Source organism: Brevundimonas sp. PWP3-1b1 (genome assembly GCF_049896065.1).
In the GTDB taxonomy this organism is placed as follows: Bacteria; Pseudomonadota; Alphaproteobacteria; order Caulobacterales; family Caulobacteraceae; genus Brevundimonas; species Brevundimonas intermedia_B.
This window is the reverse complement of the sequence record NZ_JAFCTO010000001.1, coordinates 644406-668139: the sequence shown is the minus strand read 5'-3', so window position 1 is coordinate 668139 and position 23734 is coordinate 644406. Positions and strand designations below refer to the sequence as shown.

Below are 23734 nucleotides of genomic sequence, written 5' to 3'. Positions count from 1 at the left end.
GTCAGAATTCGGTCCAGCTCGATCCGGGATCGCGCTGACCCGGCTGGGCCTGCTGCTGGCCCCAGGCCACCACCATGAAGGCCTTGTGGCTGCGGATGCGATAGGTGCCGATCATCGGCACCACCGCGCCCAGCGGCGCCCCGGTCTTGGCCTCGTAGAGGAAGCCGGAAAACTCGGCGACGCCGACCCGGTCGCGGTGGCTGTAGACCGACAGCTCCGGCAGGGAGACGACGTTCAGCGTCTCGTTGATCGGGATCCGCATCTCGGGAATGCCGAACACGCGCCGCATCTGCTCCAGCGACAGGGCGCCGGCGCGGATCTCAAACACCGCATTCGCCTCGTCCTTGTTGCGCGCCAGGCTGAAACCGGCGTCGGAGATGCCGCTGCGAATGGCGCTGACGGCGTAACGCGTGCCCTCGCCCTGGAAATAGGCGTCATCGACGAAGACCGAGGCGCCGAGCGGCAGCGGCAAAACCAGGCCTTCGACCGCCTTGTCCGACGCCCGCGCCAGAAGAAGCTGCTCCGTCGCCGTGCGGCCTGTATTGCTCTCGGTGGTCGAGGCGCAGGCCGACAGGGTCAAGGTCAGGGCCGCCACGGCCAGCGATAGACCCTGCCCCGCACGCATCACCATGCTCCGGTATTGGGCATCGAGGCCCAGGGCTCGGCCGGCGCCAGCGGCGCGCCTTCCTGCAGCAGTTCGATGGAGATGCCGTCGGGCGAGCGCACGAAGGCCATGTTGCCGTCGCGCGGCGGGCGGTTGATCGTCACCCCGCCGTCCATCAGCCTCTGGCAGGCGGCGTAGATGTCGTCGACCTTGTAGGCCAGATGACCGAAATTGCGGCCGCCCTGATACTCTTCCGGGTCCCAGTTGAAGGTCAGCTCGACTTCAGGACAGCGTTCCGCCGCCGATTGCGCCAGGTTCTTGGGCGCGGCGAGGAAGACCAGGGTGAACCGTCCTGCCTCGTTCTCGGTGCGCCGCACCTCCTGCAGACCCAGAAGGTCGCAGTAGAAATGCAGCGAGGCGTCGATGTCCTTTACCCGGACCATGGTGTGCAGATAGCGCAAGGCTCGTCTCCGTCCGAACGGGGTGTCAGCGCTCTATAGACCCAGACGCCGTCACACCGCGACTGAACTGAGGTTACGAACTCAGTGGGCCTCGGGCGCGCGGGCCGCCGGGCTCAGATATTCGTTCTCGTCGTGCGGATGGGCCGACAGGACGAAACGCCGGTCGCAATAGCCGCATTCGATGAAGTCGTCCTCGCCCATGTCCATATAGACCAGCGGGTGACCCAGCGCCCCGCCGCCGCCGTCGCAGGCCACGCGCTTGGTGGATACGACGATCTCTTCGGGCGGCGGCATGATGGCGTCGGAATGGCGGGGGGGCATGATGCGGTCCGGTGTGGAAGGCTTGCGGGCTTCCTAGGCGGACCGGCCCCGAAGGTCAAACCTCGGTGGGCGCCGCCGGGCGACGGCCCAGAAGACGGTTCAGCATCGCCTTGCGCTTCTTGAACAGGGTCAGACCCAGGCAGCCGGCGCCGACCCACAGGCCGATTTCGCCGATGACCAACAAGGCGGCGCCGGCGATGGCGGCATGCGTCATATCGATCTGATCGGTCTTGCCCGCCAGCAGCGCCAGCCCCCCGCCGATATAGCCGATGGCGCAGACGCCCATGGCGATGAAGCCGATCAGGCGGGTGCGGGTCAGGGGCGTCTTGGCTTTTTGAACGGTGGTCATTGGCTGTCTCCATCAAGCTAGGTTGTCTTTATGACAAGCAACCTAGACATCAATTTGCGATCAGTCAAGCATCATTGACACAAGGACAGGCACGCTTGTCGCATCATCGCCGTGGGACAGGTTGGCGAATGCAGCCGCGCGCCCTACCTATGCCGCTCGCCGTCCCGCCCGAGTGAATAGCCGATCATGTCAGAGACCCCCGCCCTGCCCGACAACGCCATTGAGGTGCACGGGCTGAAGAAGACCTATGCCGGGTCCAAGAAGGCCGCGCCCAAGACGGCCCTGCGCGGGGTCGATCTGGTCATTCCGCGCGGTTCGGTGTTCGGCCTGCTGGGTCCGAACGGCGCCGGCAAGTCGACCCTGATCAACATCCTGGCCGGGGTGGTGAAGAAGTCCGAAGGCTCGGTGAAAATCTGGGGCCGCGACATCGACAAGGAGCCGCGCGACGCCGCCGCCGCCCTGGGCGTGGTGCCGCAGGAGATCGTCGCCGACGTCTTCTTCACCCCGCGCGAATCGCTGGAGGTCCAGGCCGGTTTCTATGGCGTGCCGAAGAACGAGCGTCGCTCGGACGAACTGCTGGCGGCGCTGGGCCTGTCGGACAAGGCCAACGCCTATGTCCGCGCCCTGTCCGGCGGCATGAAGCGTCGCCTGATGGTGGCCAAGGCCCTGGTCCACAATCCGCCGATCCTGATTCTGGACGAACCGACGGCCGGCGTGGACGTCGAGCTGCGCCGCCAGCTGTGGGCCTACGTCCGCCAGATCAACGCCGAGGGCGTGACCATCGTCCTGACCACCCACTACCTCGAAGAGGCGCAGGAGCTCTGCGACACCATCGCCATCGTCAACCGAGGCGAGGTCGTGGCCTGCGAACCGACGCCACAGCTTCTGCGTCGTCTGGACAGCCGCAATGTGGTCGTGACCCCAGAGACGCCGCAGATGACTCCGCCGATCCTTGACGGCTTCCAGGTTACGCCCCGTCCGGGCGGCGCCTTCGCCGTAACCTACAAGAAGGGGCAGTCGTCGGTGGAACAGGTCATCAACGCCGTCCGCGCCGCTGGCGTCACCATCGCCGACATCACCACCGAGGACCCGGACCTGGAGGACGTCTTCCTGGCCCTGACCTATGGGGATGCGTCCCAGGTCGATCCCACCAAGGACTAATCGACCTCGGACAGGAACTCGAAGATCGCCGCCCTGGCCTCCGGCTCGTCCAGCATGGGAGCGTGGCCGACGCCGGGAACCTCGACGTAGGCCATGGCGGGCGCGGCCTTCGTCATCCGCCCGGCGATGTCGGCGCTCAGCAGATCCGAGTTCGCGCCGCGGACCAGCAGGGTCGGCTTCTTGCGCGCCAGTCGCCGGAAGAGGGGCCACAGGTTCGGAACCAGCGCCTTGGCGCCCGCCGCGCGGATCGGCACGGCGATGTCCGGGTCATAGTCCAGCCCGATCTCCCCATCCGGCTGCTGGCGAAAGATGCGCCGGGCGAAGGCGCCCCAGTCCGCGTCCGAATAGTGCGGAAAGGCGACCGCATTGATCCGCTTCGCATAGGCCGCCGCATCGGCCCACGTCCCGATCTCGACCGGCTGGCCGCTATAGGCGGCGATGCGCGCCAGCCCCTCGGGCGCCACTTCCGGCCCGATGTCGTTCAGGATCGCCGCGACCACCGCCTTGGGCCGGATCGCCGTCAGCGCCATGGTGATCAGTCCGCCCATGGAGGTGCCAAGGAAGATCGCACGGTCGATCCCCGACTGCTCCATCAGGGCCAGCACATCCTTCGCATAGATGTCTGGCATATAGGTCATGGGATCGGGCGCACGATCCGACCGGCCGCGCCCGCGCACGTCCACCGCCAGCACCCGCCGCCCGCTCTGGGCCAGCAGGGGGGCGATGGCTTCGAAATCGGCGCTGTTGCGGGTCAGGCCATGGATGGCGATGACCGGCGGACGCGCGACGCCGGGACCGGGCGCATAGTCGCGCGCGAACAGGCTGAGACCATCCGGCGAGGTCCAGCGCCGTTCGACAAAGGGATAGGGCGCGTTCATTGGCGATCTCCTCCGATTTCGATCAGAGTAATTCACCAGGCGAGGAAATGCGACGCCCGGTCTTAGAGACCCACCACATCGCGCACGAAGGCGTCCAGGTCGCCGCCCTCGAACAGGAACCCCGCCACCCCTGCCCGCTCGCCCGCCTGCAGATCGCGCTTCTGGTCGCCGATGATGAAGGATCGCGGCGGGTCCAAATCATGCTCGGCGATGGCGCGCAGCAACATGCCGGGGTTGGGCTTGCGGTCGGGATGATCGGGATGGCGATAACGCGCCTCGACCGCATCGGGGTGGAAGGGCGCGGCATAGACCGCGTCGATGACGGCCCCGTCCTGGGCCAGCCGGGCGACCAGCAAATCATTGAAGGCGTTCATCTGAGCCTCGCTGAACAGACCCCGCGCCACGCCCGACTGGTTGGTGACGATGACGGTGCGATAGCCGCCCTGGTTCATGCGTCGCACAGCCGCCGCCGCGCCAGGGATCAGCTTCAGATGCTCGGGCCGATGCGGATAGCCGCTGTCCTCGATCAGCACGCCGTCCCGATCCAGAAAGGCGGCGGGAACACCGGTCATGGCTTGTGTCTCAGCAGCTCGGAGAAAGCCGTCATCAGATGATAGAGGCTTGAGGCGGGCACAGCCTCATCATGCGACCGGCCTTCCACATCGTAGCTGTCCACCCACAGGCCGGGAACGGCGGTGGCAAGATGGGTGTCGAAGACCTTGGCGATCAGGGCCGGGGTGGCGGCGTCGCCAAAACTCAGGCCTGTGCGAATGGCTTCGGTCTGGGCCCATAGCCGACGACCGGCGTCGAGCGGCGCGCCGGACGGGTCGATCTCGCGGATCGTGAAGCCGTCGCGACAACCTTGCGCCACCGCGCGGAGATGCAGCCCCTCGGCGACGCTTGCGCCTGGGTCGAGATCGCCCGCCTGCTTCAAGAGCCAAGCCCATTCCTGCAGATGGCCCGGCTCGATGACGTGACCCTCTCTGGGGTCCACCAACCAATCGTCGGTGAAATACTCCCGAACTGCCCCGTCGATCAGGAAATGACGTCGACAGAGATCAAGCGAAACCTGGGCCGCCGCCTCGAACACCGGATCAGGAGCGGTCGCCTGCCAGGCCAGCATGGCCTCCAGCATGTGCATATGAGGATTCTGGCGGCGCGGCAGGCGCGGCGGCAAGCCCTCTTCCCAACCGCCATGTGGCGACGCCATCTTCAGATTGATCGCCGCGACGGTCTCCAGCGCCAACGGCCGCGCACGCGGATCGCCCAGCACCCGATGCGAGGCTGCAAGGGCGAACAGCACAAACGCCATGTCATAGAGATCAGACGTCTCATCGATCACCGCGCCGACGTCGTCGGTCGCTGCGACCCAGAGACCGTCATCCCTGCGACACGTGGCGATCATGCAGTCCAGGCCCGTCTGGGCCGGGGCTCGCCCCTGCTCCCAACCCAGGGCGACCGCTTCGCAGAAGACATAGATCTGGCGAGCCTGAACGCGGGTGCGGCGGCGCAAGCCCGTGACGGGCCGCCCGTCGAAATCAAGCTGCTCGAAGAAGCGGCCCTGCGCGTCCACGCCCTTGTCGGCCCACAAGGGCAGGGCATGATCGAACAGCCAGTTCGAGACCCTGATCCGGGCGGCGGCGAGAGACATCATGGCGCTGGATTAGGATGCATCCTTTCGGGCGCCAAGGGGCGGATGCGGTAGCAAAGGGCAACGCGATGTGACGCCGCGCGATTTGGCCCCTGCGCGCGATCTTGCTAGGACGGCCCGACATTCGCGGCCCGTCCTTGTCGAGCCGCCGCCCGATCCCCCGTGGAGAGCGTCCCTCATGATCCCCTTCATCGACCTTCAGGCCCAGCGCCTGCGTCTCGCCGGCAAGATCGAGGCCGCCGTCCAGGAAGCCGTCGTCGGCGGCGCCTGGGTCATGGGGCCGCAGGTCCGCCAGTTCGAATCCGACCTCGCCGCCTTCGGTCAGGCCAAACACGCCCTGGGCTGCGGCAACGGCACGGACGCCCTGATCCTGCCGCTGATCGCCTGGGGAATCCGCACCGGCGACGCCGTCTTCTGCCCCAGCTTCACCTTCACCGCGACGGCCGAGGTCGTGCCGTGGCTAGGCGCCTCGCCCGTGTTCGTGGATGTCGATCCGCGCACCTACAATATGGACCCCGCGCACCTGGAAGCCGCCATCGAGGCGGTCAAGGCCGAGGGTCGCCTAACGGCCAAGGTGGTCATCGCCGTCGATCTGTTCGGCCAACCGGCCGACTATCCCGCCATTCGCGCGATCTGCGACCGCCACGGATTGAAGCTGATCTCGGATTCGGCCCAGGGCTTCGGCTGCACCCTGAACGGCGACCACCCGCTGAAATGGGCCGACGTAACCACGACCAGCTTCTTCCCGGCCAAGCCGCTGGGTTGCTACGGCGACGGCGGGGCGGTGCTGACCGACGACGATGACCTGGCGCAGGAGATGGATTCGCTGCGCGTCCACGGAAAGGTCGTCGCCAAGGACCTTCAGGCCGGCGCCGCCGCGTTCGCCCATGACCCCAAATACCTGGCCATGCGAATCGGCATGAACAGCCGCCTGGACACCATCCAGGCCGCCATCCTGATCGAGAAGCTGAACGTCTTCGGACAGGAGATCGAATGGCGCAACCGGATCGCCGCCCGCTACAACCAGAAGCTGGCGCCCCACGTCGCGGCCGTGCCCCATGTGATCGACGGCGGCGTGTCGATCTGGGCCCAATATACGATAGAGCATGAGGATAGGGACGGTCTGGCGGCCCACCTCAAGGATCAGGGCGTGCCCACCGCCGTCTATTATCCGGTGCCAATGCACCTTCAGCCAGCCTATCAGCGCTTCCCGCGCGGCGAGGGCGGGCTTCCCGTGACCGAACGGCTCAAGGACCGGGTCATCAGCCTGCCGATGCACGCCGATCTGGACGAGGCGACCCAAGACAAGGTCATCGCCGCCGTCTCCAGCTACAAGGGTTGAATCTGATGCCGAACACTCCCGCCCTCAAGATCGGCGTCGCCGGCGTCGGCGTCATGGGCCGCAACCATGCGCGTGTCGCCTCCGAGATGCGCGAGTTCGACCTGACCACCGTCTTCGACCCCGATGCGGTGACGGCCGAGGGCGTCGCCGCCGCCTATGAAGCGAACGCGGTCACCACGGCCCAGGCCTTCGTCGACGCCGGTCTGGACGCCGGCATCGTGGCCACGCCCAACCGTTTCCACGCCGACATCGGCGTCGCCCTGTTGGAAAAGGGCGTCCATGTCCTGGTCGAAAAGCCCATCGCCGCCAGCGTGGCCGACGCCCAGCGCATGATCGACGCCGCCAAGGCCAACGACCGTGTCCTGATGGTGGGCCAGGTCGAACGGTTCAATCCGGCGGTCGAGACCGTCAAGCGCGCCGTCGCCGACGACGAGATCATCTCGATCCAGATCACCCGCGTCGGCCCCTTCCCGCCGCGCATGGGCGAGGTCGGGGTGGTCATCGACCTGGCGGTCCACGACATCGACATCATCCGTCACCTGACCGGCTCCGAGATCGTCGAGGTCCAGCCGCAACTGGCCCGCACCCGCGCCGACCGCGAGGACACGGCCCTGCTCCAGTTCCGGCTGGACAATGGGGTGATCGCCCACATCACCACCAACTGGGTCACCCCCTACAAGACCCGCACGCTTCAGGTCGCCACCAAGACGAAGTTCATCGTCGCCGACCTGATCACCCGCCAGGTCACCGAATACTTCGGCCAGCAGCCCGACGGCTCCTATTCCACCCGGATGCTGAACAGCTGGCCGGCCGAGCCCCTTCGCAAGGAGCTGGAAGCCTTCGCGCGCGCCATCACAACCGGCGAAACACCGGCGGTCACCGGCGAGGACGGCCTGCGCAATCTGGAAGTCGCCCTGCGCTGTCTTGGCGAGCACTGATCGGGGCGAAGCCTAGTTCTCGCCGCAAAGCCTGACGAAGAGGGACGCATGCGCCGTTTCATCGCCTCCGCCCTCGCTCTCGCCGCCGTGGCTTCAGCCGCTGCACCGGCCCAGGCCGACACCCGGTTCCTGTCCTACAATGCGTCGGACCGCATCACCCAGGCCCTGACCAAGGGCGTAACGCTGGAGGTCCGGCGCGGCCTGTTCGGCGCGGTCACGCTCGAAAGGCTTTATTCCACCTCGGCGCGCGGCACGGCTGGCTTCACGCGTGGCGGCCCCGATGCGGCGAGACGCGCCCTGCCGCCGGGCGCTCAGGAAAACGACATCTATGGCGTGGATCAGGACGGCGATGGCCGCGGGCTGGCTCGCGCCCTTTGCCCCGGCTCCGACGAAGTCTGGCTAATCATGAGCCGGGTGCGGGCGCCGCGCCCCCTGACCATGCAGGCGGTCGGTCGATGGTCTGACGGCGCCTATCGCCATTGTGTCACCCTGACCTACGAATGGCGCGGCGAATGGGCGACGGCCCCTCTGACGCGCAACACGCCGGACTGATCCGACCTCGGACTGTTTCAAAATGAGCACGTGCAAGCATCGATTGTGACGGTTTGACTTTTATGTTCGCGAGTGACACTTTGAGCACATGAACGGCGGCGGCCGTTCTACCGCCACGGACAATATCCCCTCCCCGGCGGCGAGAGAGACGAACCTCCCATAGCCCGGCCCGTTGCGGCCGGGCTTTTTTTACGCCGCGCGCCTGCTAGACGGGGGCATGACCCTTCGCCTCGCTACCTGGAACATCAACTCCGTCCGCCTGCGCATCGACCAGGTCGCGCGCTTCGTCGAAGAGCGCGCGCCCGATGTCCTCATGCTGCAGGAGATAAAATGCACCACGGACCAGTTCCCGCGCGGCGCCTTCGAGGACATGGGCATGCCCCATCTTCGCGTCGCGGGCCAGAAGGGCTGGCACGGCGTGGCCATCGCCAGCCGCCTTCCGCTGGAGGACAGCGACACCTTCCAGGTCTGCAAGTTGGGCCACGCCCGCTGCGTCTCCGCCCGTGTCGCGGGGATCGATGTCCAGAACTTCTACATCCCCGCCGGCGGCGACGTCCCCGACCGCGCCCTGAACCCCAAATTCGATCACAAGATGGACTTCTATGAACAGCTGACCGCCATCGTCGCCAGACAGGACAAGTCGCGTCCCCTGGTCATGGCCGGCGATTTCAACATCGCGCCGGGCGAGGGCGACGTGTGGAACCACCGCTACATGTCCAAGATCGTCTGTCACACCCCGCTGGAGGTCGAGACCCTGAACCGGCTTCAGGAGACGGGCGGTTTCGCCGACGTGCTTCGCGACCGTTTCCCCGAGCCGCAGAAACTGGCCAGCTGGTGGAGCTATCGCGCCGCCGACTTCCGCAAGTCCAATCGCGGCCTTCGCCTGGACCATATCTGGACTTCGCCCGGCCTGACCCCCGCGGTGGTCAAGGACACGGCCCGCATCCACGACGACGTCCGCGAATGGGAGCGTCCCTCGGACCACGCCCCCGTCACGGTCGATCTGAACGTCTGATTCGTCTCAGAACGGGAAGAAGATCGGGATCGCCACCATGGCGGCGATCCAGGTGATCAGGTTCAGCGGCAGGCCGACGCGCACGAAGTCCATGTAGCTGTAGCCGGCCATGTTGAAGACCAGCACATTGGTCTGATAGCCGAACGGCGTGGCGAAGGCGGCCGAGGCGGCCATCATCACGCACACCAGGAAGGGGCGTGGATCGACGCCCAGGCTTTCGGCCAATGCCACCGCCACCGGCGTGATCAAAACCGCCACCGTGGCGTTGGACAGTAGTTCGGTCGCGAACAGCGTCACACCGTACAGCACGATCAGCGCGCCCAGCGGGCCCATCGGCCGGATCACGTCGATCAGCCGCGAGGCGCCCGCCTGGGCCAGTCCGGTCACCTCGATCGCGGTGCCGACCACCACCATCCCGGCGATGAGCAGCAGGATCTCGGGCCGCAGCCCCGCATAGGCTTCTTCAGGCGTGATGACCCTCAGCAAGATCAACGCCACCGCCCCGGCGAAGGCCGACGCCGCGATCGGCGCCCATCCCAGCGCCGCCGAGGCGATCACCAGGGCGAAGATGGCCAGGGACAGCATCGCCGGTCTCAGCCGAAAAGCCCGATCCGCCGCCCCGAACAGCGACACGTCGCCCAAGTGCGCGTCGCCCGAGCCGTCGGACTGGTTGCGCGACTCCCCCAGACGCGGCAGGCCGAACGGCAGCGACAGCCGTCGCCGCCGCCCAGCCGCCTGCGCCTCGGCGCGGCGTTGGGCCTCCTCCATCTCGGCGATGCGCGCGGCTTCGGCCTCGTCGCGGGCCACGGATCGACCCAGCTGTCGAGCCCCGACGAAATAGAGCCAAAGACCGCCCACCACTGCGATGAACAAACCCACCGGCGTGATTTCGAACAGGCCGAACACCGGCTGGCCGGCGTTTCGCGCCATGTCGTTGACCAGCAGATTGGTCGAAGTGCCGATCAGGGTCAGCAGGCCGCCCATCACCGTCACATGACTCAGCGGCATCAGGAACCGTTTGGGCGACAGTCGCAGCGATTGGGCGACGTCGCGGATGACAGGCGCAGCCAGCACCACCACCGGCGTATTGTTCAGGAAGCCGCCGACCGAGCCGCACAGGCCGATGACGATCCAGATGCCGGTGGCGCCGATCCGCGCCGCCAACTGTGTCGCCTGCCGGATCAGCAGCCCCAACAATCCCGACAGCTCGATGGCGTAGGCGATGACGAACAGCCCGGCCAGGGCGATGACGGCGGGACTGGCGAACGCGCCCTGCACCTCGACCGGCCGCACGACGCCCAGCAACAGCAGGACGGCGGCTCCGGTCAGGGCGACGACGTCGGCGCGGACCTTGCCATGGATCAGCACGCCGACCACGCCGATGAGCACCGCCAGGGCGGCGATCTGGTCGAAGGTCATAAACCCGTGCAGACCGCCCCCCATCGCTTTCGTCAACCTTTTTCGCACGATCGCCTCCAAAACAGCGATCCGCATGCTAGGGTGGTTCCATGCTCGAACCGGTCGTGTCGCCTCGCCCGTCGGTCGTCGCGCTCGCGGCGTCCCTTTTCCTCATCTCCGCCTGTCAGCGCGAAGATTCAGCGACGCCTGCCCCGGCGCCCGCCCCCGCGCCTTCGGAAACGCCGGTGGTGGCCATGGCGCCCGCCCCGGTGCTGGACCGCGCCGGCCTATTGCAGGCCATGGATATCGCCGCCTCGGCCTATGCGGCCGGAAAGGATCCCGGCGGCGCATCGCTGGCCGGTCGCCGCTTCGTCTTGCGCCAGGCGTTCGGTTGCGCCGGCCCCACGCCGCCTGCCACCGACGCCGGTGCAGGCGACGGTCTGGCCGCCTGGTCCTGGGGCGAACGTCGCCAAAGCCTGAAACTGAGCCTGGCCCCAGGCGACTGGACCGATTCGCCGTTTCTCGCGGGCGGCGCCGACAGCTGGGAGGCGGCCGAGGGGTTCTGGCTGCCACGCCCCTGGCTGCGCGCCGAGGGCTGTCCTGGAGCCTTGGGCGATCCCTTGGCCAGCGGCCCTGTCGCCCCGTCGCCCCAGACGGTCGGTCTGGCGGCGGTGTTCGAGGAGGATGGATCACGCCTGGGCCGGCGCAACGGTCGCGCCTATGAGTTCACCCAGCGTGGCGATGGAGACCAGCCGCCGCCGGCTCCGTCGGGCGGCTATCGTTTGGTGCTGGAAGGTCGGATGACCGCCTTCGCCGACGGCCGCGCCATCCGTTGCCGCGCCTCCAGCCCCGATCAACGCCCTGTCTGCATCGGCGCGGTCCAGATGGACCGTGTCGCCTTCGAGAACGCTGAAGGTCAGATGCTCAGTGAATGGCGACCTGGCTGAGCCTTACGGCTGCAGCCGGTATCCGCCCGCGTCGGTCAGCAGCAGGCGTGCGTGGCCCGGCTCCGGCTCGATCTTCTGGCGCAGACGATAGATGTGGGTTTCCAGCGTGTGGGTCGTGACCCCGGCGTTATAGCCCCAGACCTCGGTCAGCAGCTCCTCGCGCGACACCGGCTTGGCCCCGGCGCGATACAGGTATTTCAGGATGTTGGTTTCCTTCTCGGTCAACCGCACCTTCTTGCCCTTGGCGTCCATCAGAACCTTGGCGGCGGGACGGAACTCGTAAGGCCCGATCGAGAAAACCGCGTCCTCGGACTGTTCGTGGCTGCGCAGATGGGCGCGGATGCGGGCCAGCAGCACCGCGAACCGGAAGGGCTTTGTGACATAGTCGTTGGCCCCGGCGTCCAGGCCCAGGATGGCGTCGGCGTCGGCCGACTGCGCCGTCAGCATGATGACCGGGGTCGAGACCCCGTCCTTGCGCAACAGGCGGCAGGCCTCGCGACCGTCCATGTCAGGCAGGTCCACGTCCAGCAGGATCAGGTCGGCGCGGATCTCGCGCCCCATCCGCACCCCGTCGGTCGCAGTCGCGGCCTGCTGGGTCTTGAACTCTTCGTGCAAGTTCAACTGCTCGGCCAAGGCCTCGCGAAGGTCGTCGTCGTCGTCGATGATCAGAATGGTCTTGGGCGTGGGCATGAGCTGACAATGGCGAGGCTTGGCCCCCGCGCCAAGGCTTGGGGGTGCGAATTCACGTCGGGTTACGGCCTAGAGGGGCTTTAAGGTCGATTTCGTTCCCCGAACAACGCGGTTCCGACCCGCACATGGGTCGCGCCGCACCGGATCGCGGTCTCATAGTCGCCGCTCATTCCCATCGACAGGACCGACAGGCCATTCTGTTCGGCCAGCTGGCGCAACAGCTCGAAATGCGGCTCAGCGTCCTGATCCGCCGGGGGAATGCACATCAAACCATCGACCGTCAGCCCATAGGTCCCGCGCGCCGCCGCGATCAGGGCGTCGGCCTGATCGGGCAAGACGCCGGCCTTCTGAGGCTCCATGCCGGTATTGACCTGAACCAGCACGCGCGGCGATCGGCCGCGTTTCTCGGCCGCCTGGGCCAGGGCGCGGGCCAGCTTCTCCCGATCCAGCGTCTCGATCATGTCGAACAAGGCGACGGCGTCCTCGGCCTTGTTCGTTTGCAACGGCCCGATCAGCCGCAGTTCAAGGTCCGGCAGCGTCGCGCGGCGTTCCGTCCATCGGCCTTGCGCCTCCTGCACCCGATTCTCGCCGAAGATTCGCTGGCCTGTCGCCAGGATCGCGTCGATGGCCTCGGGCGGTTGGGTCTTCGACACGGCGGTCAGGGTCACGGTCGCTGGGTCGCGACCGGCCGCGCGGCAGGCGGCGTCGATGCGGGCGCGGACATCGGCGACCCTTTCGGCGATGGACGCAGGATAAGAAGCGGGAGAAGAAGGGGTCATGATCCTGCCAGCCGGTTACAGCGACGACGCACGCGCGCTCTGGGATGCCGCGACCGCTCTAAACCGCGCCGCCGCCGCTGTCAGCCCGCAGGTCGCCGGCCTGCCGCCGCTGCTGTTCTTCACAGATCCCGACCGTACGCCTCGCCCGTGGGAGACGGCTGCTCGCCTGCCTGCCGGCTCAGCGGTGGTCTATCGAGCGTTCGGCGCGGCCGACGCGGTCGAAACCGGCCGTCGTCTGCGCGAGGCGACGACGGATCGCGGCGTGAAGCTGCTGGTCGGGCTGGACGCGGATCTGGCTCAGACCCTGGCCGCCGACGGAGTCCATTTGCCTGAGCGCGAGGCCCACAGCGCGCCCGCAATTCGAGCGGCGCACCCTCGCTGGCTGGTCACCGCAGCCTGGCATGGCGAGCCCACTTCGATCGAAGCGCTCGACGCGCTGATCCTGTCACCGGTCTTCCCCGCCGGCGGGGCCTCGGCCGACAAGCCGCCGGTGGGTATCGCGGCGTTTGAGGAAAAGTCGCAGAGCGTTCCCCTGCCCGTCTATGCCTTGGGCGGGATCAACGCCGCCAACACAGCGGGTCTCACAGCCACAGGGGCCTGCGGTCTGGCGGCGATCCACGCGATCCAGTCGGCGTTCCGCTGACGGATCGGGCCGAAATCAGAACTTGAAGATGGTTTCCAGGCGCACGCGCGGTTGGGCGCGGCCATTGGTTTCGGGCGCACGGGCCGGATCGGCCTCAGGTGCGCCCACGGCGGCGGCGGCGCCGACGCGCAGGCGGTCGTTCAGACGGTAATAGGCGCCGGCTTCGACATCGCCCCAATCGGTCTCGCGGCCGACGGGCTGGTTCAGGTTGAAGTCCAGACCCCAGCGACCGTTGTCGTTCAGGCGCAGACCACGACGTTGGGGAGCGGGGGCGCTGCGCTGGGCGGCCTGAGCGTCCGACAGCGAGACTGTGGACGTGCTCTGGGCAAGCGCCGACGTCGACGCGGCCATCGCCGTCGTCGCCATCATCACAGCCAGGAAACCACCGAACCGCATACCAAATCCTTCGAACCCCGCCATGACGCGGCGTTTCAACCCTGAACCGACCTTATATGGTCGTGAGCGAGGCGATTAGACACCGGGTGTCCTCGCGGTCAACGGAATGAGCCTTCGATAACAAGGTTCCCGCGCATTGTTCTCCCCGCATGTGTCTCAAGCGTCACGGGATTTGGACGGAATCCCGCTGGATGACATGGTCCTGTCGCAAAACAGCGCGACGCCGGATGCGACCGCCGCAGACTTCGCCTTGTCATCGCCCCTTTTCACCGTGTTATAGAACCCCGCAGTCGGCATTCTTCCTTGGCCGTGCGCGCGTGTGGGCAAAGCCCGCGCGTCCCTGAGTTTACGGAGACTTCTCTTGATGAGCCTCAACAAGGCCCTGGTTCGGAACGTCGCGGTCGTCCTGGTCTCGGGCGTGGCCCTTGGCGCGTCGCTGTCGGCCTGCTCAAGCATTCCCTTTGTCGGCGGCGAGAAGTCTGCGCCCAAGACGAACGTGCAACAGGGCATCGGCGTCAACGCCTTCCTGTGGCGCGCCTCGCTCGACACCCTCAGCTTCATGCCGCTGCTGACCGCCGATCCGTGGGGCGGCGTCATCAACTACGACTGGTACATCAACCCCCAGACGCCGAACGAGCGCTTCAAGGCGACCGTCTTCATCCTGGACACCCGTCTGCGCGCCGACGCGCTGAACGTCACGGTGACCAAGGAAGTGAAGGGCGCCGATGGGCAATGGACCGCCGCCCCGGTCGCCGCCCAGACCGAGGCCGATCTGGAAAACGCCATCCTGACCAAGGCGCGCCAGCTGAACCTGTCTAACGCAGGCTAAAGCCTGCGTTAGTTTCTTTAGGCGCTACCGCCCTTCGGGCTGCTTGAGCGCGACGCGCCCAAGAGTTTGTGGGACGCATTATTTCTTGGGCGCTGTCGTCCTTCGGGCTAGTTGAGCCGGGAGGGTGTCAGCGCCCTTCTGACTTTCAGGACGACCGTGGCCCGTTACGAACCCAAGACCGCCGAACCTCGCCAACAGGCCCGCTGGGCCGAGGCCTCAGCCTTCGTGACGAAGGATACCGGCCGTCCGAAATACTATGTGCTGGAGATGTTCCCCTATCCGTCGGGCAACATCCACATGGGCCACGCCCGCAACTATGTGATGGGCGACGTCGTGGCGCGGTCCAAGCGCGCCCAAGGCTTCGACGTTCTGCACCCGATGGGCTGGGACGCCTTCGGCATGCCGGCCGAGAACGCGGCCATGGAGCGCGGCATCCACCCCAAGGGCTGGACCTATTCCAACATCGCGACCATGCGCGAGCAGCTGAAGCTGCTGGGCCTGTCGCTGGACTGGTCGCGCGAGTTCGCGACCTGCGATCCGGAATATTACGGCAAGCAGCAGGCCTGGTTCCTGGAGCTGTATCGGCGCGGCCTGGTCTATCGCAAGGATGGGGTCGTCAACTGGGATCCGGTCGACAACACCGTCCTGGCCAATGAACAGGTGATCGACGGGCGCGGCTGGCGTTCGGGCGCCGTGGTCGAGAAGCGCAAGCTGAACCAGTGGTTCCTGCGCATCACCGACTATGCCGACGATCTGATCGACGGTCTGAAGACCCTGGACCGCTGGCCCGAGAAGGTCCGCCTGATGCAGGAAAACTGGATCGGTCGGTCCAAGGGCCTGCAGATGACCTGGGCCTTCGCCGGCCAGGCTCCCGCCGGATACGAATCCGGCGTCGAAATCTACACCACCCGGCCTGACACCCTGTTCGGCGCCAGCTTCCTGGGCCTGGCGCCCGATCACCCGATCTCGAAACAGCTGGCCGAGGCCGATCCAGCGGTCGCAGACTTCGTCGCCAAATGCCGCGCGGGCGGCACGTCCCAAGCCGATATCGACCAGGCCGAGAAGATCGGCTGGGACACGGGCCTGAAGGCCGTCCATCCCTTCACGGGCGCAGAAGTCCCCGTTTGGATCGCCAACTTCATCCTGTCGGAATACGGCACGGGCGCCATCTTCGCCTGTCCAGCCCATGACCAGCGCGACCTGGACTTCGCCCGCAAATACGACCTGCCGGTGATCCCGGTGGTTCGTCCCGAAGGCGCCGGCGACGATTTCGCCGTGGGCGACGAGGCCTATACCGGTCCGGGCGCGATCTTCCATTCCGACTTCCTGGACGGCCTGGACATCGAAACCGCCAAAGCCGAGGCCATACGCCGCGTCGAGGCGGCGGGTGCGGGCAAGGGCGCGACCATCTATCGCCTGCGCGACTGGGGAGTTTCGCGCCAGCGCTACTGGGGTTGCCCGATCCCGATCATCCACTGCCCGTCCTGCGGCCCGGTGGAGGTTCCCGCCGATCAGCTGCCGGTCGTCCTGCCCGACGACGTGACGTTTGACGTGCCCGGCAATCCGCTGGATCGCCACGCGACCTGGAAGCACGTCAAATGCCCGTCGTGCGGCGCGGACGCCACGCGCGAGACCGATACGCTCGACACCTTCGTCGACTCCAGCTGGTATTTCGCCCGCTTCACCGACCCGACGGCCGAGGCGCCGATCGACAAGGCCGCCGCCGATCGCTGGCTGGCGGTGGATCAGTATATCGGCGGCGTCGAGCACGCAGTCCTGCACCTGCTCTATGCGCGCTTCATCACCCGCGCCCTGTCCGACGCCGGCATGCTGTCGGTGAAGGAGCCGTTCGCCGGCCTGTTCACCCAAGGCATGGTGGTCCACGAGACCTATCGCCGCGCCGACGGCGCCTGGGTCGAGCCGACCGACGTGGATCTGAGCAATGACAATGGCGTCCGTTCCGCCCGCCAGCTGTCGACCGGCGAGACCCTGGTCATCGGCGACATCGAGAAGATGTCCAAGTCCAAGAAGAACGTCGTCGCCCCGGCCGAAATCCTGGAATCGCACGGCGTGGACGCCGGCCGTCTGTTCGTTCTGTCCGACAGCCCGCCCGAACGCGACGTGCAATGGACCCCCGGCGGCGTCGAGGGCGCCAGCCGCTTCGTCCAGCGCGCCTGGACCCTGTTTGATGCGTACGATCCCGCCTTCGCCGGCGAGGACAAGGCCAACGCCGACCTGCTGCGTGAGGCGCATAAGGCCATCAAGGCCGTGTCCGAAGGGGTCGAGGGCTTCCGATTCAACTCGGCCATTGCAAAGCTCTACGCCTTCGTCGCCACCATCCGCGACAACGCCCAGGCCGGCGGCGACGCCAAGCGCCAAGCCCTGTCGGCCCTCGCCCGCCTGATCGCCCCCTTCACCCCGCACCTGGCCGAGGAAGCCTGGACCCGTTTGGGCGAAGACGGGATGGTTCTGGACGCGCCGTGGCCCGTGTGGGACGCTGCGCTGGCGGCCGACGATGAGGTGGTCCTGCCCATCCAGATCAACGGCAAGCGTCGCGCGGAAATCCGCGTGCCGCGCGGCATGGAGCCCGCCGAGGTCGAGGCCATCGTTCTGGCTGACGAGACCGTGCAGGCGCGGCTGGAGGGTCTGAGCGTGAAGAAGATCGTCGTGGTCAAGGACCGCATCGTCAATCTGGTAGCCGGCTGATGCGTATCGCGGCGACCTTCGTGGTCCTGTCCGCCCTGGCGGTTTCCGCCTGCGGCTTCACCCCCATGTACGCCGAACCGGCCGTGGGATCGTCCCTGCGCCGCATCGCCGTCTCCACCCAGGATGACCGGCTGGGCTATCGCCTGCGCGAACAGCTGGAGGACGCCCTGGCCTGGGATCGGTCCTCCACGCCCCTTTATCGCCTGACGACCCAAGTCGAGCAGAACCGCCGCTCGCTGGGCCGCCGGATCGACGACACCGCGACCCGCTACGAACTGACGGTCAAGGCGACCTGGACCCTGACCCCCGCCGCCGGCGGAACGCCCGTCCGCGGCACGGAAACGGTCACCACCACCTACGCCGCCGCCGACCAGCCCTATGCCGCGATCGCCGCCCAGCAGGACGGCGAGGAGCGCGCCGCTTCCGAACTGGCCCGGCTGATCCGCCTTGACCTCATGCAGGCGCTGTCGAACCCGTGATCCTGGCCAAACGCCCCGAGATCGATCGCTTTCTGAAGGCGCCCGATCCGGCGATCCGGGCGGCGGTGATCCACGGCAAGGACCGATCCGGCGTCGCCGAGCGGGCCGAGGTGCTGTGCCGGACCATCACCCCCGACCTGAACGACCCCTTCAACGTCACCGTCCTGACCGACAGCGACATCGACGGCGATGAGACGAAGCTGGAAGAGGCTCTGACGGCCATGTCCCTGATGGGCGGCCGTCGTCTGGTGCGGATCCGTCTGTCCACGCTGAAGCCGGGCGTGGACAAGGCCGTCGCCGCCGCGCTCAAGATTCACGCGGAGGGCGGATACAATCCCGACGCCATGATGGTGGTCGAGGCCGATCAGCTGGGTCGCGAGTCCGCCCTGCGAAAGGCCGCCGAAAAGGAAAACGGCGCGGTCGGCATCGTCTGTTACGAGGACGAGACCGGCGATGTCGCCCGTATGGTTCGCGAGGCCCTGGCCGCCGACAAGGTCGGTCTGACGTCCGACGCCCTGGACCGTTTCGTCGCCCGACTGCCGCGCGAGCGGGGTTTGATGCGCCAGGAGATCGAGCGCCTGGCCCTTTTCATCGGCCCCGGCTCGGGCAAGACGCTGGATATGGACGCGCTGGAGCATCACCTGGGCGTCGAGCCGGACGCCTCCCTGTCCGACGCCGCGCTTCAGGCCTTCGGCGCCCGGCCCGGCCCGGCGCAAGCGGGTCTGAGACGCGCCTTCGCCGAGGGCGAATCCTCGGTTCTGGCCGTCCGCTCGGCCGCGATGCATCTGGGAAAACTTCGCCGGATCAATATCTTGCAGGCCAACGGCGCAAACGCCAAGGAGGCCGCAAAGGCCGCTGGCGTCTTCTGGAAACAGGAGGCGGAAATGCTGCGCCAGGCGCGGTCCTGGCGGCTCGAAGCGCTGGACGAGGTGCTGGACAGCATCAACACGGCCGACGTGGCCACCAAGACGACCGGCATGCCCGATCAACTGATCGCCGAACGCCTGCTTCTGGAAATCGCCGGGCGGGCGCGACGGCTGGGGCTTTAAGAGACGCCCTCTCCCCTGCCGTGGGGAGAAGACGCAGCCTAGTCAGCCCCGCTTGGACGCCTTGCGGAACGCGGGCTGAGCCATGGCGACATTGCGCGCCGAGACGCTCTTCTCTTCGGCCTTGGCGCCGGCCTGTGCATTGAAGCCATGACCGGTCTTGGCCTTCTTGGCGGCAAGCGCCTGTTTCAGATTGTCGGCGGCGGAGGGCGTGTTTTCTTCAGTCATAGGCCACCTTACCACAAGATCATCGCCAAGTCCGCCGTCTCAACCCCGCATCAACCGGCGGCACAAGTCGTCGAGCTGCTCCAGTGAGCCGTAGCGGATGGTCAGGTCGCCCTTGCCGCCCTTGTCCGCCAGCTGGACCTTCAGGCCCAGGGCGTCGGCCAGATCCTGTTGAAGCGCCACGACATCGGCCGCCCCCTCTCCGCCCGAAGACGCGGATGCAGACCTGGCCTTGACCGCCTTGGGCCCCTCGACCGCACGGCGGGCCAAGGCCTCGGTCTCGCGCACGCTCAGACCATCGACGAAGGCGATGTCCGCCAGCTGGCCCGGATCCGGCGTATTGATCAGAGCCCGCGCGTGGCCGGCCGACAGCTTGCCTTCGCGCACATAGAACAGCACCCGCTCGGGCAGTTGCAGCAGGCGCATGGTGTTGGCCACGTGACTGCGGCTCTTGCCGACGACGCCCGCCACGGCATCCTGGGTCCGGCCGAACCGTTCCATCAGGACGCGGTAAGCCTCCGCCTCCTCCAGCGGGTTCAGGTCGGCGCGCTGCACGTTCTCGACAATGGCGACCTCGAACACCTCCACGTCGTCCATTTCGTGGATGACGATCGGCACCTCGGTCAGGCGCGCGGCCTGGGAGGCGCGCCAGCGGCGTTCGCCGGCGATGATCTGCCAGACGCCGTCCTCGCCCGGATGGGTCCGCACCAGGATCGGCTGCAGCACGCCCTTGTCGCGGATCGAGGCGGTCAGTTCCTCCAGATCCTCCTGACGGAAGGTCTTGCGCGGCTGATCTGGGTTGGGCTTTAGGCTCTCGATCGGCACGCGTTGCACGCCGGCGGGCGCCGGTGCGTCAGACGCCACCGGCGCCTCGGCGTCCTGCCCCATCAATGCCGACAGGCCGCGGCCCAGACCTCTTTGTCGTTCAGCCAAGATACTGTTCCGTTTCCAATAAAACTCAGGCGGCCAGCTTCAGGCGCTGGCGTTCGCGCTTCACCACTTCCTTGGCCAGACGCAGATAGGCCTGGCTGCCGGCGCATTTCAGATCATAGATCAGGGCCGGCTTGCCGAACGAGGGCGCCTCGGCGACGCGGACGTTACGGGGGATGACGCTCTCATAGACCTTGTCGCCGAAGTGGGCGCGCACGTCATTGGCCACCTGCCCCGACAGGGCGCTTCGGCGGTCATACATGGTCAAAACCAGACCCTGGATTTCCAGCGACGGATTGAGGCTGTGCTTGACCATGTCGATGGTCCGCATCAGCTGGCTCAGCCCTTCCAGGGCGAAAAACTCGCACTGAAGCGGCACCAGCACCGCATCCGCCGCCGCCATCGCATTCAGCGTCAGCAGGTTCAGCGACGGCGGGCAGTCGATCAGCACATAGTCATACGCGGTAGGGCCGTCGTCATGCGCGCGCAGCGCATCCCGCAATCGATAGGACCGGCGATCCGCCTGGCTCAGTTCGATTTCCACCCCCGACATGTCGGCGTCGGCCGGCACGATCCAAAGGCCGGGGACCGTCGTCTGGACCGCCGCATCGTCGACGGACCGCTGATCCACGACCACGTCATATATGGTGACCCGGCGTGTTTCACGTGGAACACCAAGGCCGGTCGAGGCATTGCCTTGCGGATCCATGTCCACGATCAGCACACGCTCGCCAATGGCAGCCAAGGCTGTGCCCAGGTTGATGGCCGTCGTGGTCTTGCCCACCCCGCCCTTCTGGTTCGACACCGCCAGAACGCGGGCAGGTCTCTTTCTAGCGCTTTGTGCGGGCACGTCGGAGGCTCCGGATTGTCACGATACGGCCTCGCACGTCGCTTTGCGACGGGGCCAGTTCAGCTTCGAAATGCCAGGATTTCCCCGCCTCGATCAACTCGGATTCGGCCCTCTCCCCCTTGAGGAACAGACCTTGTGCACCCCTTTGGAAGTAGGGCTGTGCATAACCCAGCAGTTTCTCCATCGGCGCCACAGCCCGGGCGGTAACGACGTCGCATGTCACCTGCTGTTCCTCAGCCCGACCGACGACCACGGTCGCCGGCAAATCGAGCGCATCCACGGCCTCCTGCAGGAACCGGCACCGCTTACCCAGACTGTCGATCAGCCAGACATGCGCCCCTTCCCGCCCCTTCATCAGGATCGCCAGCACCACGCCCGGAAACCCCGCGCCGGCCCCCAGATCGGCCCAGGTCAGCGCCTCGGGCGCATGCGTCAGCAACTGCGCACTGTCCCAGACGTGTCGGTTCCAGAAGTCCGGCAGGCTGTCGGGGCCGACGAGATTCATCACCGAATTGGCGTCGCCGAGACGAACACGAAAAGCCTCAAGGTCCGCCATCTGCTGCGGCGTCGCTCCGGCCCTGGCCTGAAAAGCGGCCTTTTCCGTTTCGAGCATCAGGCGGCGACCGAGGCTTTGGGCGACTTTTTCGCATGAGCCAGCAGGGCCGTCAGGGCGCCGGGCGTCATACCTTCGATACGCCCGGCCTGACCCAGGGTGCGAGGCTGGACCCGCGCCAGTTTCTCCTTAACCTCGTTAGACAGACCCCCGATGGCGGCATAGTCGAGATCGGCGGGCAGGATCAGCCCCTCTTCCGTCCGCAAGGCCTCAGCGTCGAGCGCCTGCCGATCAAGGTAATTGGCATATCCCGCGTCGATCTCGACCTGCTCGCGAACTTCAGCGCTCCAGTCCGCGATGGACGGACAAGCGGCGATGAAGTGATCCAGGGTGATATCGGGGAAGGCCAGAAGTTCACGCATCGACCGACGACGCCCATCCGCATTCACAGTGATCCCCAAGGCTCCCGCTTCGTTGGGTGTGAATAGTGTTTCACGTGAAACGACGCTCGCCTTGGCCAGCGCCGCCGCCTTGGCTTCGAAACGTGCCCGACGCCTGTCGCCCACGACTCCCAGTTGAATCGCCAGCGGGGTCAGGCGCTGATCGGCATTATCGGAACGCAGGGTCAGGCGATACTCCGCCCGACTGGTGAACATGCGATAAGGCTCGGTCACGCCTCGCGTCACCAGATCATCGATCATCACGCCGATATAGGCCTGGTCGCGTCCCAGGACGACCGCCTCCTGTCCCGCCACCGCACGCGCCGCGTTCACCCCCGCCATCAGCCCCTGGGCGGCGGCCTCCTCATATCCGGTCGTGCCGTTGATCTGGCCGGCCAGATAGAGACCCGGCCGCTTCTTGACCTCCAGCGCAGGGCTCAGCTCGCGCGGATCGACGTAGTCATATTCGATGGCATAGCCGTAGCGGAACACCTCCACGGCTTCGAGACCCGGGATGGTGCGCAGGAAGGCCAGCTGAGTCGGTTCGGAGACCGATGTCGAGATCCCGTTCGGATAGACGGTCGGATCATCAAGGCCCTCGGGTTCAAGGAAAATCTGGTGACTGGTCTTGTCGGCGAACCGCACGACCTTATCCTCAATCGACGGGCAATAGCGCGGCCCCCTCCCAGACAGCTTGCCGCCATAGACGGCGCTCTCGCCGAGGTTTTCGGCGATGATCCTGTGGGTTTCTTCCGTCGTGTGCGTCACACCGCAGGCGATCTGAGGCACGGTGATCTTGTCGGTCAGGAAGGAGAAGGCCGACGGGGTCTCGTCCGCCTGCTGCATCTCCAACCGATCCCAGGCGATGGTTCGGCCATCCAGCCGCGCCGGCGTGCCGGTCTTCAGCCGTCCCATCATCAGGTCGGCGGCATGCAGGTCGGCAGCCAGACCGGTGGACGGATCCTCGCCGTGGCGACCGGCAGAAATCCGTTCGTCGCCACGATGGATGACGCCGTTCAGGAAGGTGCCCGTCGTCAGGACAACCGCCCCGGCCCGCACCGTCTCACCAGCTCCCGTCGTGACCCCTCCTACACGGTCCCCGTCTAGGATCAGGCTCTCGGCGGTGCCCGCCATCAGCGTCAGGTTTGGCGTCGCCTTCAGTTCGGCCTGCATGGCTTCGCGATACAGACGCCGGTCAATCTGGCTGCGAGGGCCACGCACGGCGGCGCCCTTCGACCGGTTCAACAGGCGGAACTGAATGCCCGACACGTCGGCAAGACGCCCCATGATCCCGTCCAGGGCGTCGATCTCGCGCACCAGGTGTCCCTTGCCCAGACCGCCGATGGCCGGATTACAGGACATCTCGCCGATGGTTTCCAGCTTCTGGGTCAGCAGGATGGTGCGTGCGCCCGCACGCGCCGACGCTGCTGCGGCCTCACAGCCGGCGTGGCCGCCGCCGATGATGACGACGTCGAAGTGAAGATCGGTGGGAGAACTCATGCCGCGCACATAGTCCAATTGGCTCCACTTCGCCACCTTCAGCCTTGGAGG

The 23734-nt window shown here is 66.7% G+C and carries 27 protein-coding genes; 11 read left to right on the top strand and 16 right to left on the bottom strand.

Annotated features, from left to right (window positions below; translation table 11 throughout):
- Nucleotide 1 precedes the first annotated feature (1 nt).
- From ACP69V_RS03200 to ACP69V_RS03185, 4 genes are all read right to left on the bottom strand, one after another.
- Entirely contained in the window at nt 2–625 is a 624-nt protein-coding gene (locus tag ACP69V_RS03200) for a DUF6655 family protein (RefSeq protein ID WP_426022614.1), read from the bottom strand.
- Entirely contained in the window at nt 625–1065 is a 441-nt protein-coding gene (locus ACP69V_RS03195; protein WP_409717174.1) for a VOC family protein, read from the bottom strand. Before ACP69V_RS03195 ends, ACP69V_RS03200 begins: the two co-directional genes overlap by 1 nt.
- Before the next feature lie 81 nt (nt 1066–1146).
- Nucleotides 1147–1386, bottom strand: coding sequence for a zinc-finger domain-containing protein (locus ACP69V_RS03190; protein ID WP_426022613.1), 240 nt, complete (start codon nt 1384–1386; stop codon nt 1147–1149).
- 55 nt (nt 1387–1441) lie between these two features.
- Nucleotides 1442–1735 carry a hypothetical protein gene (locus ACP69V_RS03185; protein ID WP_426022612.1) on the bottom strand — a complete coding sequence of 98 codons (294 nt, stop codon included), beginning with the start codon at nt 1733–1735 and terminating at the stop codon, nt 1442–1444.
- 186 nt (nt 1736–1921) lie between these two features.
- Here ACP69V_RS03185 and ACP69V_RS03180 point away from each other — a divergent pair, with 186 nt between their 5' ends.
- On the top strand, nt 1922–2896 hold the full coding sequence (locus ACP69V_RS03180; RefSeq protein WP_135194344.1) for an ABC transporter ATP-binding protein: 975 nt from the start codon (nt 1922–1924) through the stop codon (nt 2894–2896).
- On the opposite strand, the gene ACP69V_RS03175 is transcribed toward ACP69V_RS03180, so the two are convergent.
- From ACP69V_RS03175 to ACP69V_RS03165, 3 genes are all read right to left on the bottom strand, one after another.
- Entirely contained in the window at nt 2893–3774 is an 882-nt protein-coding gene (locus ACP69V_RS03175; RefSeq protein ID WP_426022611.1) for an alpha/beta fold hydrolase, read from the bottom strand. The two genes, ACP69V_RS03180 and ACP69V_RS03175, sit on opposite strands and share 4 nt — an antisense overlap.
- A gap of 62 nt (nt 3775–3836) precedes the next feature.
- Nucleotides 3837–4346: a D-glycero-alpha-D-manno-heptose-1,7-bisphosphate 7-phosphatase gene (locus ACP69V_RS03170; RefSeq protein WP_426022610.1), complete on the bottom strand. Its 510-nt coding sequence runs from the start codon at nt 4344–4346 to the stop codon at nt 3837–3839.
- Nucleotides 4343–5428 carry an AGE family epimerase/isomerase gene (locus ACP69V_RS03165; protein WP_426022609.1) on the bottom strand — a complete coding sequence of 362 codons (1086 nt, stop codon included), beginning with the start codon at nt 5426–5428 and terminating at the stop codon, nt 4343–4345. Before ACP69V_RS03165 ends, ACP69V_RS03170 begins: the two co-directional genes overlap by 4 nt.
- 175 nt (nt 5429–5603) lie before the next feature.
- On the opposite strand from ACP69V_RS03165, the gene ACP69V_RS03160 reads away from it, so the two are divergent.
- The 4 genes from ACP69V_RS03160 (at nt 5604) to xth (ending at nt 9272) form a co-directional block, all read left to right on the top strand.
- A complete protein-coding gene (locus tag ACP69V_RS03160; RefSeq protein WP_426022608.1) occupies nt 5604–6767 on the top strand; it encodes a DegT/DnrJ/EryC1/StrS family aminotransferase in 1164 nt (387 codons plus the stop codon).
- A 5-nt stretch (nt 6768–6772) separates the two neighbouring features.
- Nucleotides 6773–7705, top strand: coding sequence for a Gfo/Idh/MocA family protein (locus tag ACP69V_RS03155; protein ID WP_426022607.1), 933 nt, complete (start codon nt 6773–6775; stop codon nt 7703–7705).
- A gap of 48 nt (nt 7706–7753) precedes the next feature.
- Nucleotides 7754–8257, top strand: coding sequence for a hypothetical protein (locus ACP69V_RS03150; RefSeq protein WP_426022606.1), 504 nt, complete (start codon nt 7754–7756; stop codon nt 8255–8257).
- 217 nt (nt 8258–8474) lie between these two features.
- Nucleotides 8475–9272 carry an exodeoxyribonuclease III gene (gene xth / locus ACP69V_RS03145; RefSeq protein WP_426022605.1) on the top strand — a complete coding sequence of 266 codons (798 nt, stop codon included), beginning with the start codon at nt 8475–8477 and terminating at the stop codon, nt 9270–9272.
- Nucleotides 9273–9278: 6 nt separating this feature from the next.
- Here xth and ACP69V_RS03140 read toward each other — a convergent pair whose 3' ends face one another.
- A complete protein-coding gene (locus ACP69V_RS03140; protein ID WP_346497116.1) occupies nt 9279–10691 on the bottom strand; it encodes an SLC13 family permease in 1413 nt (470 codons plus the stop codon).
- 89 nt (nt 10692–10780) lie between these two features.
- Between ACP69V_RS03140 and ACP69V_RS03135 the strand changes: the two genes are divergently transcribed.
- Nucleotides 10781–11617 carry a hypothetical protein gene (locus tag ACP69V_RS03135; protein WP_426022604.1) on the top strand — a complete coding sequence of 279 codons (837 nt, stop codon included), beginning with the start codon at nt 10781–10783 and terminating at the stop codon, nt 11615–11617.
- A gap of 3 nt (nt 11618–11620) precedes the next feature.
- Here the strand turns inward: ACP69V_RS03135 and ACP69V_RS03130 are convergent, their stop codons facing one another.
- Entirely contained in the window at nt 11621–12307 is a 687-nt protein-coding gene (locus ACP69V_RS03130) for a response regulator transcription factor (RefSeq protein WP_135194334.1), read from the bottom strand.
- Nucleotides 12308–12387: 80 nt separating this feature from the next.
- A complete protein-coding gene (locus ACP69V_RS03125) occupies nt 12388–13086 on the bottom strand; it encodes a YggS family pyridoxal phosphate-dependent enzyme (RefSeq protein ID WP_426022603.1) in 699 nt (232 codons plus the stop codon).
- Here ACP69V_RS03125 and ACP69V_RS03120 point away from each other — a divergent pair.
- A complete protein-coding gene (locus ACP69V_RS03120; protein ID WP_426022602.1) occupies nt 13085–13729 on the top strand; it encodes a thiamine phosphate synthase in 645 nt (214 codons plus the stop codon). The genes ACP69V_RS03125 and ACP69V_RS03120 overlap by 2 nt on opposite strands.
- A gap of 15 nt (nt 13730–13744) precedes the next feature.
- Here ACP69V_RS03120 and ACP69V_RS03115 read toward each other — a convergent pair whose 3' ends face one another.
- Nucleotides 13745–14125, bottom strand: a complete 381-nt coding sequence (locus ACP69V_RS03115; RefSeq protein ID WP_426019515.1) for an NtrZ family periplasmic regulatory protein — start codon at nt 14123–14125, stop codon at nt 13745–13747.
- 364 nt (nt 14126–14489) lie between these two features.
- On the opposite strand from ACP69V_RS03115, the gene ACP69V_RS03110 reads away from it, so the two are divergent.
- The 4 genes from ACP69V_RS03110 (at nt 14490) to holA (ending at nt 19188) form a co-directional block, all read left to right on the top strand.
- The gene (locus ACP69V_RS03110) at nt 14490–14954 is read left to right on the top strand and encodes a DUF3576 domain-containing protein (protein ID WP_135194331.1); all 465 of its coding nucleotides are present in this window, start codon (nt 14490–14492) and stop codon (nt 14952–14954) included.
- Nucleotides 14955–15110: 156 nt separating this feature from the next.
- Complete coding sequence (gene leuS, locus ACP69V_RS03105; RefSeq protein WP_426022601.1) at nt 15111–17660, top strand: leucine--tRNA ligase; 2550 nt, start codon at nt 15111–15113, stop codon at nt 17658–17660.
- Nucleotides 17660–18139, top strand: a complete 480-nt coding sequence (gene lptE, locus ACP69V_RS03100) for an LPS assembly lipoprotein LptE (RefSeq protein ID WP_426022600.1) — start codon at nt 17660–17662, stop codon at nt 18137–18139. The genes leuS and lptE overlap by 1 nt, the downstream gene beginning before the upstream one ends.
- Entirely contained in the window at nt 18136–19188 is a 1053-nt protein-coding gene (holA, locus tag ACP69V_RS03095; protein WP_426022599.1) for a DNA polymerase III subunit delta, read from the top strand. Before lptE ends, holA begins: the two co-directional genes overlap by 4 nt.
- Before the next feature lie 42 nt (nt 19189–19230).
- On the opposite strand, the gene ACP69V_RS03090 is transcribed toward holA, so the two are convergent.
- Genes ACP69V_RS03090 through mnmG form a run of 5 tightly spaced genes read right to left on the bottom strand, consistent with a single transcriptional unit; the run spans nt 19231 to nt 23683 of the window.
- A complete protein-coding gene (locus ACP69V_RS03090) occupies nt 19231–19413 on the bottom strand; it encodes a hypothetical protein (protein ID WP_409717138.1) in 183 nt (60 codons plus the stop codon).
- A gap of 39 nt (nt 19414–19452) precedes the next feature.
- Entirely contained in the window at nt 19453–20343 is an 891-nt protein-coding gene (locus ACP69V_RS03085) for a ParB/RepB/Spo0J family partition protein (protein ID WP_426022598.1), read from the bottom strand.
- 25 nt (nt 20344–20368) lie between these two features.
- Nucleotides 20369–21190, bottom strand: coding sequence for a ParA family protein (locus ACP69V_RS03080; protein ID WP_135194325.1), 822 nt, complete (start codon nt 21188–21190; stop codon nt 20369–20371).
- Nucleotides 21171–21803 carry a 16S rRNA (guanine(527)-N(7))-methyltransferase RsmG gene (gene rsmG, locus ACP69V_RS03075; RefSeq protein ID WP_426022597.1) on the bottom strand — a complete coding sequence of 211 codons (633 nt, stop codon included), beginning with the start codon at nt 21801–21803 and terminating at the stop codon, nt 21171–21173. The genes ACP69V_RS03080 and rsmG overlap by 20 nt, the downstream gene beginning before the upstream one ends.
- Nucleotides 21803–23683, bottom strand: a complete 1881-nt coding sequence (mnmG, locus tag ACP69V_RS03070; RefSeq protein ID WP_426022596.1) for a tRNA uridine-5-carboxymethylaminomethyl(34) synthesis enzyme MnmG — start codon at nt 23681–23683, stop codon at nt 21803–21805. Before mnmG ends, rsmG begins: the two co-directional genes overlap by 1 nt.
- Nucleotides 23684–23734: the final 51 nt, after the last annotated feature.

What these genes read in the sequence shown, in the direction of transcription:
- ACP69V_RS03090 (WP_409717138.1), bottom strand. Translation starts at nt 19,413, where the DNA reads ATGACTGAAGAAAACACGCCCTCCGCCGCCGACAATCTGAAACAGGCG.
- ACP69V_RS03200 (WP_426022614.1), bottom strand. Translation starts at nt 625, where the DNA reads ATGCGTGCGGGGCAGGGTCTATCGCTGGCCGTGGCGGCCCTGACCTTG.
- ACP69V_RS03125 (WP_426022603.1), bottom strand. Translation starts at nt 13,086, where the DNA reads ATGACCCCTTCTTCTCCCGCTTCTTATCCTGCGTCCATCGCCGAAAGG.
- ACP69V_RS03165 (WP_426022609.1), bottom strand. Translation starts at nt 5,428, where the DNA reads ATGATGTCTCTCGCCGCCGCCCGGATCAGGGTCTCGAACTGGCTGTTC.
- ACP69V_RS03185 (WP_426022612.1), bottom strand. Translation starts at nt 1,735, where the DNA reads ATGACCACCGTTCAAAAAGCCAAGACGCCCCTGACCCGCACCCGCCTG.
- xth (WP_426022605.1), top strand. Translation starts at nt 8,475, where the DNA reads ATGACCCTTCGCCTCGCTACCTGGAACATCAACTCCGTCCGCCTGCGC.
- ACP69V_RS03130 (WP_135194334.1), bottom strand. Translation starts at nt 12,307, where the DNA reads ATGCCCACGCCCAAGACCATTCTGATCATCGACGACGACGACGACCTT.
- ACP69V_RS03115 (WP_426019515.1), bottom strand. Translation starts at nt 14,125, where the DNA reads ATGCGGTTCGGTGGTTTCCTGGCTGTGATGATGGCGACGACGGCGATG.
- lptE (WP_426022600.1), top strand. Translation starts at nt 17,660, where the DNA reads ATGCGTATCGCGGCGACCTTCGTGGTCCTGTCCGCCCTGGCGGTTTCC.
- ACP69V_RS03180 (WP_135194344.1), top strand. Translation starts at nt 1,922, where the DNA reads ATGTCAGAGACCCCCGCCCTGCCCGACAACGCCATTGAGGTGCACGGG.
- mnmG (WP_426022596.1), bottom strand. Translation starts at nt 23,683, where the DNA reads ATGAGTTCTCCCACCGATCTTCACTTCGACGTCGTCATCATCGGCGGC.
- ACP69V_RS03160 (WP_426022608.1), top strand. Translation starts at nt 5,604, where the DNA reads ATGATCCCCTTCATCGACCTTCAGGCCCAGCGCCTGCGTCTCGCCGGC.
- rsmG (WP_426022597.1), bottom strand. Translation starts at nt 21,803, where the DNA reads ATGCTCGAAACGGAAAAGGCCGCTTTTCAGGCCAGGGCCGGAGCGACG.
- ACP69V_RS03135 (WP_426022604.1), top strand. Translation starts at nt 10,781, where the DNA reads ATGCTCGAACCGGTCGTGTCGCCTCGCCCGTCGGTCGTCGCGCTCGCG.
- ACP69V_RS03170 (WP_426022610.1), bottom strand. Translation starts at nt 4,346, where the DNA reads ATGACCGGTGTTCCCGCCGCCTTTCTGGATCGGGACGGCGTGCTGATC.
- ACP69V_RS03140 (WP_346497116.1), bottom strand. Translation starts at nt 10,691, where the DNA reads ATGACCTTCGACCAGATCGCCGCCCTGGCGGTGCTCATCGGCGTGGTC.
- ACP69V_RS03190 (WP_426022613.1), bottom strand. Translation starts at nt 1,386, where the DNA reads ATGCCCCCCCGCCATTCCGACGCCATCATGCCGCCGCCCGAAGAGATC.
- ACP69V_RS03120 (WP_426022602.1), top strand. Translation starts at nt 13,085, where the DNA reads ATGATCCTGCCAGCCGGTTACAGCGACGACGCACGCGCGCTCTGGGAT.
- ACP69V_RS03110 (WP_135194331.1), top strand. Translation starts at nt 14,490, where the DNA reads ATGAGCCTCAACAAGGCCCTGGTTCGGAACGTCGCGGTCGTCCTGGTC.
- ACP69V_RS03155 (WP_426022607.1), top strand. Translation starts at nt 6,773, where the DNA reads ATGCCGAACACTCCCGCCCTCAAGATCGGCGTCGCCGGCGTCGGCGTC.
- ACP69V_RS03150 (WP_426022606.1), top strand. Translation starts at nt 7,754, where the DNA reads ATGCGCCGTTTCATCGCCTCCGCCCTCGCTCTCGCCGCCGTGGCTTCA.
- ACP69V_RS03175 (WP_426022611.1), bottom strand. Translation starts at nt 3,774, where the DNA reads ATGAACGCGCCCTATCCCTTTGTCGAACGGCGCTGGACCTCGCCGGAT.